This is a genomic window from Providencia hangzhouensis (assembly GCF_029193595.2).
In the GTDB taxonomy this organism is placed as follows: domain Bacteria; phylum Pseudomonadota; class Gammaproteobacteria; order Enterobacterales; family Enterobacteriaceae; genus Providencia; species Providencia hangzhouensis.
Window position 1 is genome coordinate 2,903,927 of sequence record NZ_CP135052.1, and the last position, 9,915, is coordinate 2,913,841.

Annotated in this window: 12 protein-coding genes; 7 read left to right on the plus strand and 5 right to left on the minus strand. The window is 36.3% G+C overall.

Translation table 11 applies throughout. The features are described 5' to 3' along the window. The first annotated feature begins 378 nt into the window (after positions 1-378). The 3 genes from fliD to fliT are packed head-to-tail and all read left to right on the plus strand — an operon-like array spanning position 379 to position 2,617. Positions 379-1,821 carry a flagellar filament capping protein FliD gene (fliD, locus tag PZ638_RS13145; protein ID WP_272674285.1) on the plus strand — a complete coding sequence of 481 codons (1,443 nt, stop codon included), beginning with the start codon at positions 379-381 and terminating at the stop codon, positions 1,819-1,821. Between the two features lie 18 nt (positions 1,822-1,839). Next, a complete protein-coding gene (fliS, locus tag PZ638_RS13150; RefSeq protein WP_094961190.1) occupies positions 1,840-2,238 on the plus strand; it encodes a flagellar export chaperone FliS in 399 nt (132 codons plus the stop codon). Continuing rightward, complete coding sequence (gene fliT / locus PZ638_RS13155; protein WP_094961189.1) at positions 2,228-2,617, plus strand: flagellar protein FliT; 390 nt, start codon at positions 2,228-2,230, stop codon at positions 2,615-2,617. The genes fliS and fliT overlap by 11 nt, the downstream gene beginning before the upstream one ends. A gap of 53 nt (positions 2,618-2,670) precedes the next feature. Here fliT and def read toward each other — a convergent pair whose 3' ends face one another. Next, positions 2,671-3,180, minus strand: a complete 510-nt coding sequence (def, locus tag PZ638_RS13160; RefSeq protein ID WP_004255567.1) for a peptide deformylase — start codon at positions 3,178-3,180, stop codon at positions 2,671-2,673. A gap of 697 nt (positions 3,181-3,877) precedes the next feature. Between def and PZ638_RS13165 the strand changes: the two genes are divergently transcribed. Continuing rightward, positions 3,878-4,795, plus strand: coding sequence for a YadA C-terminal domain-containing protein (locus PZ638_RS13165; RefSeq protein ID WP_226617188.1), 918 nt, complete (start codon positions 3,878-3,880; stop codon positions 4,793-4,795). 134 nt (positions 4,796-4,929) lie between these two features. Here PZ638_RS13165 and PZ638_RS13170 read toward each other — a convergent pair whose 3' ends face one another. Then, complete coding sequence (locus PZ638_RS13170) at positions 4,930-5,430, minus strand: hypothetical protein (RefSeq protein ID WP_094961188.1); 501 nt, start codon at positions 5,428-5,430, stop codon at positions 4,930-4,932. A gap of 466 nt (positions 5,431-5,896) precedes the next feature. Here PZ638_RS13170 and PZ638_RS13175 point away from each other — a divergent pair, with 466 nt between their 5' ends. The 3 genes from PZ638_RS13175 to aes all read left to right on the plus strand — a co-directional run bounded on the left by PZ638_RS13175 (position 5,897) and on the right by aes (position 8,233). Further along, positions 5,897-6,364 (plus strand): DUF1097 domain-containing protein, encoded by a 468-nt coding sequence (locus tag PZ638_RS13175; protein WP_094961187.1) that lies wholly within the window; start codon positions 5,897-5,899, stop codon positions 6,362-6,364. Positions 6,365-6,915: 551 nt separating this feature from the next. Continuing rightward, positions 6,916-7,047 (plus strand): entericidin A/B family lipoprotein, encoded by a 132-nt coding sequence (locus PZ638_RS13180; protein ID WP_004255580.1) that lies wholly within the window; start codon positions 6,916-6,918, stop codon positions 7,045-7,047. A gap of 220 nt (positions 7,048-7,267) precedes the next feature. Beyond that, positions 7,268-8,233 (plus strand): acetyl esterase, encoded by a 966-nt coding sequence (aes, locus tag PZ638_RS13185; RefSeq protein WP_096864731.1) that lies wholly within the window; start codon positions 7,268-7,270, stop codon positions 8,231-8,233. 94 nt (positions 8,234-8,327) lie between these two features. Here the strand turns inward: aes and cspE are convergent, their stop codons facing one another. The 3 genes from cspE to fliE form a co-directional block, all read right to left on the minus strand. Further along, positions 8,328-8,540 (minus strand): transcription antiterminator/RNA stability regulator CspE, encoded by a 213-nt coding sequence (cspE, locus tag PZ638_RS13190; protein ID WP_036957846.1) that lies wholly within the window; start codon positions 8,538-8,540, stop codon positions 8,328-8,330. A 281-nt stretch (positions 8,541-8,821) separates the two neighbouring features. After that, positions 8,822-9,034: an AAA family ATPase gene (locus tag PZ638_RS13195; protein WP_071585855.1), complete on the minus strand. Its 213-nt coding sequence runs from the start codon at positions 9,032-9,034 to the stop codon at positions 8,822-8,824. 455 nt (positions 9,035-9,489) lie between these two features. Then, positions 9,490-9,801 carry a flagellar hook-basal body complex protein FliE gene (gene fliE / locus PZ638_RS13200; RefSeq protein WP_004255594.1) on the minus strand — a complete coding sequence of 104 codons (312 nt, stop codon included), beginning with the start codon at positions 9,799-9,801 and terminating at the stop codon, positions 9,490-9,492. Positions 9,802-9,915: the final 114 nt, after the last annotated feature.

The following is a 9,915-nucleotide window of genomic DNA, read 5'->3' on the forward strand; positions in this document are numbered from 1 at the left end:
TGTGATCCTTATTATTCAAATTAATGCGTTAAGCCAAAATGCTTAACTTGATGAATTTCGTCAGCAACTAGGTTATCGGCTACAAAAAAGTCCCCTTTAGGCTTTTTGATGAAAATTTTTATCTGTAAGGTTGAAAATGCCTTTGCAGCCCGCTTTTAATGCCATTATTTTTAACATTTTCATTTTTAACATATCCATTTATTTTTATTAATTTTCTTATTATTTAATTTCAATAGGGATAATTACCTACTTTTCCAGTATCAGCTCTCGCCATCACTCTTTTTCAGAATAGTCTAAAATTTTGCTCCGTTTTGCCGATAAGACTCTAAATAAATTTTATTTCAGAGTTTATGTCACAGACATAGAATAGGAGAAAACATGGCAGGAATATCCACACTCGGTATCGGGTCAAACTTAGATTTAAACGTACAAATGGACCAATTAGAAGCGATGGAGCGCCGTCGCTTAGAGCCACTGACCACACAAAAAGCCAGCTATGATGCACAAATTAGCGCCTTTGGCAAAATGCAGTCGTCCTTAGAAAAACTAAAAAAAGCCGCCGAGGACTTAAAAAAATACGGCGATATCAGCACCACCAAAGTGAATGGCGAATACAAAGCCTTTGACGTGAAAACTGACGGCAAAGCGGTAGCGGGTGTACATGATGTGATAGTCACTCAGTTAGCAAAAGCACAAACTATCGCCACCAAAGGCACACCTAACAATAGCAATAAAGAATTGCTGGGCAATGGTGCACCTGAGCGAACCATTACCATCACACAGCCGTCACAAAAAGAAGATAAAGATAAAATCGTTATCAAACTGGATAACGAGCACACCTCACTGATTGAAATTGCGGATGCCATCAATAAAACTGATAAAGGCGTTTCCGCATCCGTCATCAAAGATAAAGACAATATCTATCACCTTGTCGTTACCTCTAAAAAAGAAGGTAGTGAAAACCGTATTAGTATCAATGTGGAAGGCGATGACAAACTGGCTGCTATTCTTAATGTTGAGTCTGAAATTGATGCAGATGGTAAGGTTACCTTAAAAAATGCCGACACCAGTGGTATGGTGCAAAAAGTGGCTCCACAAACCGCCTTACTAGAAATTGATGGTTTTAAATTAGAGTCGCAAACCAATGAAGCCAAAGACCTGTTTCCCGGTTTAACCTTAACGCTGAAAAAAGAAAGCGAAGACGGTAAAGCTGACCACCTAATTGTTTCTGAAGATATCGAACCCGTCAAAGGTAAAATTAAAGCGTGGGTCGATGCCTATAATGAATTCCAAACCTTAGCCAAAGAACTCACCAAATATACCCCAACGGAAAAAGGCACTGCGCCGGATAAAACTAATGGCCCACTGATTGGTGATTCCACTTTACGCATGATCCAAAGCACCTTACGCACGCAAGTTCGTATGCCACAAGCCAGTGGAGAAATTGATACTCTGAGCAAAATGGGGATTAAGCAAAAACTGGATGGCACCTTAGAAATTGATAATAAAGTGCTGGATAAAGTCCTCAAAGAAAACCCATCGAGTGCCAAAGTATTTTTTGCCGGTGACGGTAAAGAAACTGGTTTTGGGACTGAAAACTTTAACTACTTGAAAGACACCTTGGACAGCAAAGAAGGCACCCTGCACAACGCCACCGATGGTATCCAGAAGAAAAAGAAAAGCTTAGACAAACGGATTGAGCAGACCAATAAACAAATCGAAAACACCATGGACATGTACCGTCGTCAATTCCAAAACCTCGATAAAATGATGACGTCACTGAACAGCACCAGTAATTCATTAGGCCGATTATTAGGCTAATACTTTTAGGTTAAAAACATGTATCAACGACACGCACAGCAAGCCTATCAGCAGGTCGATTTGGAGAGTGAAATCACCAATGCGACCCCATACCAACTGATCCAAATCCTGTTTAAAGGGGCGCTAAGTTCCCTAAAACGTGGGGAAATTTTTATGCATCAGGGTAAGGTGGCTGAAAAAGGTAAAGAAATCTCAAAAGCTATCGACATCATTGACACAGGGTTAAAGCAGTCGTTAAATTATGAAGCTGGCGGCGAACTTGCAGAAAATTTAGCAAGTTTGTATGAGTATATGACTATGCAACTACTCCGTGCCAACCTCGAAAACAACGTGGCTTATGTCCAAGAAGTTTACCAATTACTCTCCGATATCGCCTCTGCGTGGCAACAAATCGGTGCAAATGTGGATGAAAGATAATCAGGTGGACAATAAAAATCCTATCGATTTACAAGAAATATACCGTAATGTCTTAGTATTAAGTGAAAATTTAGTTGCCTTAGCGCAATCCGGGGAATGGGAGACGTTGGTCTCCCGAGAGACAGAATATGTCCTTGCGGTGGAAAACCTCACCAAGTTAACGCAAGCGTTCGAAAAACAGCAGCCAATAACTGAAGAGTTTATTCAGTTATTGCATAAAATTATTGAAAATGAACGCGTTACTAAAGAATATTTACAACAGCATTTAAACTTTTTAAGCAAAGAAATTAAGCAATTAGACCAAAAACGGGTACTCAATAATAGCTATGGCCAATTTGATGAGCCAGACACCCCGTTAGTCGTTCGCCCCATGGAATGAATTTAAGTGTCAGGCCAACAAGCCTGACACCCTCTTTCCTTCGGGATTACAGCCTATTGTTGCTGCTTTAGACGTTGCTGCTTTTTCAGTTTTTTCAACAGCATATTGCGTTTTAACGGCGACAAGTGGTCAAGAAACACTTTACCGTGTAAGTGGTCAATTTCATGTTGCATGACAATTGCTAAAAACTCGTCACTATCCACTTCAAACGCTTTACCGTGCCTATCGTACGCTTTCACTTTAACGCGCAGGAAACGGTCTACATCCGCATAGATTTCCGGCACAGACAAGCACCCTTCTTGATAACTGGTTTCCCCTTCACTTTCGACGATTTCAGGGTTAACAAATACCATGGGCTCATCACGGTTTTCTGAAATATCAATCACCATAATGGATTTAGTTTCAGCAATTTGCGTGGCAGCAAGGCCAATGCCGTTATCCGTGCTGTACATGGTATCTAACAAATCGTCGATTAAGGTTTGTACCGCAGCGAAATCCGTCACTGGGCTGCATTTAATACGCAGTCGTTCATCTGGAATTTCAATAATTTCTCTTACTGCCATAATTTAAACCCTATAAATTCGATTACTTTTATTCAAATATCAATAATTCAAAATATTTTAAGCGGCAGTAGCGATATTCGATAGCCGCTAACTGCCATCACAACTCTACCAGTGAAGTATGACGAACAGATAAAATATTATCGTCTTTCTATTTCATCAACAACATGCAAAAAATGGCATTGTTAATCCGAAAGAAAATTTCACTTTAAACATCAATGAATTATCACTAAGCTGTTTAGTTTAAACCCTTATGCCACACAAGGTACATAAAATTTCACAGAAAAATAACACGTTATTTTAAAAAAAACATCTAAAATAGAAAAATGGTGCTCCTTTGTAGGTTTCCAACTGTTTCTGTTTTATCGGCTAGTCGCAGTTATTTGCCTATAGATATTTAATTTTATGTTTTTTCATCATAAAAATTCAGTTAGGCCACATTCAAATTATTTTCAAATTAATATATAATAAATAATAAGTGGCTTATCTTATAATTTAATCAATTTAAAAAAACCATATATATTTACAATAGAAATATCACTGCCTTTATTCCAATCAAACACGAATATCCCGAATAAATATAATTTAAAAAATCGATTTTACCCGCCAGAGAAATGACCCTATTATAAATAAGTTGAGAAAAACAAACCCCCTCTCATTCTTCTTTAAATAATTATTTAAATAATACGGAAATTAACACATGGAAAAGAAAGCATTAGCTCGTCACTTAGTGGCTATATTACTCAGCGGTTTGTCTTATAATGCAGCAGCCAACACTACATTTTCAAAGCCCGCACCAACATTAAGCCATATCAACGCATATGGCATCAAAAATAACGTTAAAAGCATTATTGATATTAATGAAAGAATCAATAATATTGATAGCCAAATAAGCCAGATGGATTCAAGTTTTAATAATAGCATTAATAAGTTAAAGAAAAACAATAACAATAGGCTTAAATCAGAAACTACGAATATACGAAGTGAGTTAGTGAAGTTACAAGATACCGTAGACAATTCCATACTTGATTATTACAATGTAAACGCTGAAAAAATACAAAGTAATACTGATTTAATTAATGACCAAATCACATCAATACAAAAAGATAAAGAAATAGAGCACCATGCGTTTGACTCAAAATTAAAAGAAGTTGAATTATATGTACAAGGTGCATTAATTGGTGTAAATGCGGCCGACCAAGTCACCGAACAATTGAATACCAATATTCAGAATCTAGATAAAAAAGTCATTGGAAACACCTCGTCAATAAAAACCCTAAAAAGTGATGCGGCCAAAACACAAAAAGCGAACGAAGTTAAATTCACAAAATTAGAAAATAAATTTGACCATGGAGTCAGCCAGCTTGATAGCAAAATAGATAAACGTGCCCAAGAAGCCAATGCGGGTATTGCCTCCGTTGCTGCAATGAGCAATATCCCTTATGCAACAAATACCCGTTTTAGTGCCGGTGTTGGCGTAGGTAATTACAAAAATGGTTCTGCGATCGCTGCTGGGGCTCAATATCGACTAAAAGAAAATATCAACTTACGCAGTTCTGTTTCTTGGAATAACTCTGATTCTGCCGTTATCGGAGCGGGTGTCGCCTTCGGTTGGTAATTATCTAACCCCTATTTTTCATATAACCTTTATAAATTATTTATAAACATTAACCATAGTACCAATGATACATTGGTACTATTTTTAATCGCCCTAATCGGCCAATATCTAAATTAACTAGCTCTGCGTTGTAATTAATCTTGGTGATAAGTCACAATCGCAATTGGTGTTGGGTTAATGGTAACCCAAAGATTAGACATGCCTACATGAGTTAGCGATGACTCACTTACTTTATTACAACTGGTTTCAGATTGGCATTTCGAGAGAAATTCACTGGCGACTTGCTGGCTAAGCCCTTGCTTTGTTAAATAACTCATTTCATTTTCTAACTTTTGTTGGAAGTCCGCAAAATCTGGTTTTGGCGAGGTATAATCTTCAACCCCAACAAGTGTAGTGGCAACTTGAATGAGTGCGCCATCATCAAAAGTTAGTTGGTTTTCATAGCTCCAATCATTAAAAGGTTTTTGCTGCCCAAAAGTACAAACTGTTTTATTGCCATTTTTTTGGCATTTCCCCGCTTTAATAAAACTTATGCTATCCATACTTTGCCCCCAGTTTAGGCCAAATGGTGCAGTCGATGTGGTATCGCACCCTACTAATAACAACGCAGCAACCCCAACTACCATCCATTTCATACTCTCACCTCACTAGTCAATTTATCTCATGCTACAGGGTGAGGAGGCTAAATTGAAGTAAAAAAGTCATCAGCTATTAACTCAATCAACATTAATATTTATATTTTAAGTTATTTATTTAACAATAAATTTACATACAATTAATTATTATCAAAAAGATAAAGTTAATACAGATAAATCATCGTATACAGATTGCCAGATTTACTTTGGGTCTATACAATGCTCTGCTTTACAGGATCCCAGTATCACTGCAATACAGATAACTATCGTATTCTTAGTCAGTTACCCCTCTAGCAATACCTAAAACTCCCTAGATGGTTCTTGAATAACAAGATAGCTGAATCGTTACAACCTGGTTTTGTAATTAATTGCTTTTGTAGCTAGTGGATTTTGTAACTAGTTGGTGGGCGAACAGGTATTCACCAGTCGTATTATTAACAAATAACCATAACGTAAAGTACAAATTGTGAAATTACTATTTTCTCTTTCTTTAACAACCGCCATTCTCTCCGGTATATGGGCTTGGGTTGCAGATAGCTTAGGGTTAATCGGCTGGGCCGGGTTTTTAGGCTGTACTGCGTATTTTGCTTACCCCAAAGATGGGCTTAAAGGATTAGGTATTACTGCACTAACCGTCAGTAGCGGTGTAGTTTGGGGGTTGGTGATCCTGCATAGCGGTGACTACCTGCAACACTTACCTCATTTTGTTGGGTACTTTGTTACGGGTATTGTTGCCTTTTTGATGTGTATGCAAGCTAAAAAACAGTGGCTTTCTTATATACCAGGCACGTTTGTGGGTACCTGTACTATTTTTGCGGCTGAAGGTGCTTGGTTGGTAACGATTCAATCACTATTAATCGGTGTGCTATTTGGCTTTGCAATGAAAAAAAGTGGGCTTTGGTTATTTAAAAAGTACTTATCGGATAAAAACTAAAAAAAACCGCCAATATGGCGGTTTAAATAAATCAATGAAACCAAGGGAATTTCAAACAGATTCGATATTACATTAAAATTGTCTAACAGCAATATATAACATTTTGATTTAACTAGTAATTAATCGAATATTAAACTAAGTACCCTTACTTATACCCACAAATATAATAATGATAAGTTTGTTAATAAAATGATAAAATTCGGACTTGAAATTCCAATTTAGATTAATAAAGCTTATACAACTGGTCAAACATCAGTCGAATTAATTCTTTTTAATATAATCATATAGTGAAATTCAGATTTTTCTGCATCCTTATATTATCAATAAAAAAGTAAAACCTTTTCTAAGCACCAATATGTTTTTCTTTCGTTAATTGATAACTTAGACTATTAAACCAATCAAAAGTGAAATAAAAGCGTAATAAACTAATTAAATTTACATGGCTAGAACGTAAAATCAGAATCGTTTGAAAAACACACTTTCATTCCTCTGCTATACTTGAATAAGAATATCTTAAGACCTATAACTGAATGTAACGAAAGGAAGAAGATATGATTAAAAAAATTTGCTTTTTAGCCTGTTCATTAGCTGTCGTATTCTCTTTAAGCGCATGCAACACCACCAAAGGTGTTGGTGAAGATATAGAAGCAGGTGGCGAAGCCATACAAAGAGCAGCTAAATGATGGCTAACAACCATCATCCTTAAATATTAGCTACCTCGACTAGAACTGACATATATACCAAACGGTGACAGTTTCGCCGTTTGGTATATAAATTTAAAGAGCCTATAAATTCCTAAACCTTACTCTATTGAAATACAGAACATTTTAATATTGGCTAACAGGATCACAATTTAATTATGCCTCTCTTTTACAATGGGAGCCATCCAGCTAGGAGAGCATAATGAACCCGAAAAATAAAATTAATGTGTTAGACCACATTTCACCTGAAATGCAATCTGTAATGCAATTTTATGCAGAAAACCCATCCCCTTCCCCTATTGACACCAGCTATTACGGAATGCGACAAGCGTATATTGAAGATAGAAAATATTGGAATGCAGAAGCGCCAATGATGCACAATATTTACGATATTCAAGTACCAACTCAATATGGCAATATTTTGACTCGTCTATTTCAACCCCTGAAGTCACCACCAGCAACTTTATTTTATATTCACGGAGGCGGGTTTATTTTAGGTAATTTACAAACTCATGACCGCATAATGCGGTTACTAGCCTGTTATTCAGGCTGTACCGTTATTGGAATAGATTATTCGTTATCCCCTGAAGCTCGTTACCCCCAAGCCATTGAAGAAATATCCACCGTTTACCAGTATTATCAACAAAATGCCGCAGAGCATAATATCAATATGCAACAAGCTGGCTTTGCAGGTGACTCAGCTGGCGCAATGTTATCTCTTGCTTCTATACTTTGGTTGCGTGATAACACTATAGAAAGTGCCAATATTAAATCCGTTTTATTGTGGTATGGGCTTTATGGCTTACAGGATTCAATCAGTCGGCGGCTATATGGTGGGGAATGGGATGGGTTACAAAAAGAAGACTTAGAAAATTATGATAATGCCTATCTCGGGGAAAATGGTGATAGAGAAGCCCCTTATTACTGCTTATTCAATAATGACTTAACCAATGATATTCCACCTTGCTTTATTGCTAGTGCAGAATTTGACCCTCTATTAGATGATAGCTTGGCTTTATTCCGAACACTCGACGCTAACAATATATCTTGTGAATATAAAATGTACCCAGGAACTTTGCATGCTTTCTTACATTACTCTCGCATGATGCAAATATCAGATGAAGCAATTCGTGATGGTGCGAATTATTTTATCAAACAACTTTTATAATATTAACTCTATATTTATTGAAGATAACAGACGATAAAAACGAAAAAACCTCGCATTTAGCGAGGTTTTTGAATGCTTAGCGATTCGTTTATCGTTATTTAGCGATAACGTTAGCTGCTGCTGGGCCTTTAGCACCATTTTCAATGGTGAATGAAACTTGTTGGCCTTCTGCTAATGATTTGAAGTTATCACTTTGAATTGCAGAAAAGTGAACAAATACATCTTTGCTGCCGTCTGCAGGAGTGATAAAACCAAAACCTTTATCATCGTTAAACCATTTTACTGTACCAGTCATTGTATTAGACATAGAATTTCCTTTAATTTTTTAAAATTGCCATAAGGCATGTTGCGGTTTGTTCTTGTGGTACTTATGGGAATTAATTAGAAGGAATTCGCAATGAAGTGGTATCTGAGATAACGCTTAATGGTGAACATCTTAAAACTGACTAACATAAATAGGCCTGTACTTCCAAACCAGTGAGCATATTAAGCCACACTTATAACCAAATGGCAAATTTTATTTTCACATCAATTCAAGAAACAAATAGTTTGCTATTTATCCGAACCTAAAAGAAAACATATTCAGGTTTAATACCTATCAAAAACACCATAATCAGGCCTTTCGCCCCTCATCACCGCTCGCTGTTGCTCATGTACCGCTTCTCTATCGGCTCTTTTTTGTTCGGATGAACGGGCGTCTTTATGTGGCTTTGGCCATGTTGGTTTATCAGGCTCGAAAGAAGGCGTAAATGTACAACCCGTAATTAAAAATAGACAAAATAGCGAAGAGATTACTTTCATAATGGCCTTTATTTTTCCAATACAGTAATTAAGTAAAAACACTTAATCATGATACCGATATTTATCATTTATCTAAATCATTATTTGGATACTACTTTGGTAAAATGACCATTGATAATTCACAATAACAATATATAAAGTAGGATTTAAGATAACAAAAAAGCCGCATCACGCAGCTTTTAAATCTTGTAATCCATTACAGTTATGATTGACTACTTTTTTCAGTTGGGTCAAACGGAAGCCCACCAGCAAAGACAAATGATAACCCAACAATAAAGAACGAAACCATAACAAAACACTTATCAATAAATCGTTTCATACTGTTATTCCTATGCTCAATCATCGAATTAAAATATGCGAACCGATTATTATTGGCAATAAAAAATTACCCCATTACTTTCCCAACAGAGTTCTAAAAAATCAATTAATTTATTACATTCAAATAGATAGTAAAATCATACTGGCATAGACATAATTTCTTGATACGCCGCCACGAGCTTATTACGTACTTGAATTCCCATTTGTAAACTTAAACTTGCTTTTTGCATATCAACCATCACGTCATTTAAGGAAATATCTTGCTTTCCTAACGTGAAGTTTTCAACTTGCTTAGCTGAATCATTACGTGTTTTATTAATTTGATTTACGGAAGCAACTAGGTGATCAGCAAATCCAACTGGCTCTATTACGGGTTTAATTGGGTTAGTGGCTTGGGTTGCCACGACATTTAATTGTGAAATAACCCCTTCAATCGCTTGAACTGTCATTCGATTCTCTTCTTATTAAATTAATGTGAATTTTTCACTAACCTATATTGGCTAGCTTACCCTATCACACCCTTTTTAACTTGAAGCCGATAAATAACACCAATTTTATAGGCT

What these genes read in the sequence shown, in the direction of transcription:
- aes (WP_096864731.1), top strand. Translation starts at nt 7,268, where the DNA reads ATGAACCCGAAAAATAAAATTAATGTGTTAGACCACATTTCACCTGAA.
- PZ638_RS13195 (WP_071585855.1), bottom strand. Translation starts at nt 9,034, where the DNA reads ATGAAAGTAATCTCTTCGCTATTTTGTCTATTTTTAATTACGGGTTGT.
- fliD (WP_272674285.1), top strand. Translation starts at nt 379, where the DNA reads ATGGCAGGAATATCCACACTCGGTATCGGGTCAAACTTAGATTTAAAC.
- PZ638_RS13180 (WP_004255580.1), top strand. Translation starts at nt 6,916, where the DNA reads ATGATTAAAAAAATTTGCTTTTTAGCCTGTTCATTAGCTGTCGTATTC.
- PZ638_RS13170 (WP_094961188.1), bottom strand. Translation starts at nt 5,430, where the DNA reads ATGAAATGGATGGTAGTTGGGGTTGCTGCGTTGTTATTAGTAGGGTGC.
- def (WP_004255567.1), bottom strand. Translation starts at nt 3,180, where the DNA reads ATGGCAGTAAGAGAAATTATTGAAATTCCAGATGAACGACTGCGTATT.
- PZ638_RS13165 (WP_226617188.1), top strand. Translation starts at nt 3,878, where the DNA reads ATGGAAAAGAAAGCATTAGCTCGTCACTTAGTGGCTATATTACTCAGC.
- fliT (WP_094961189.1), top strand. Translation starts at nt 2,228, where the DNA reads ATGAAAGATAATCAGGTGGACAATAAAAATCCTATCGATTTACAAGAA.
- fliE (WP_004255594.1), bottom strand. Translation starts at nt 9,801, where the DNA reads ATGACAGTTCAAGCGATTGAAGGGGTTATTTCACAATTAAATGTCGTG.
- cspE (WP_036957846.1), bottom strand. Translation starts at nt 8,540, where the DNA reads ATGTCTAATACAATGACTGGTACAGTAAAATGGTTTAACGATGATAAA.
- fliS (WP_094961190.1), top strand. Translation starts at nt 1,840, where the DNA reads ATGTATCAACGACACGCACAGCAAGCCTATCAGCAGGTCGATTTGGAG.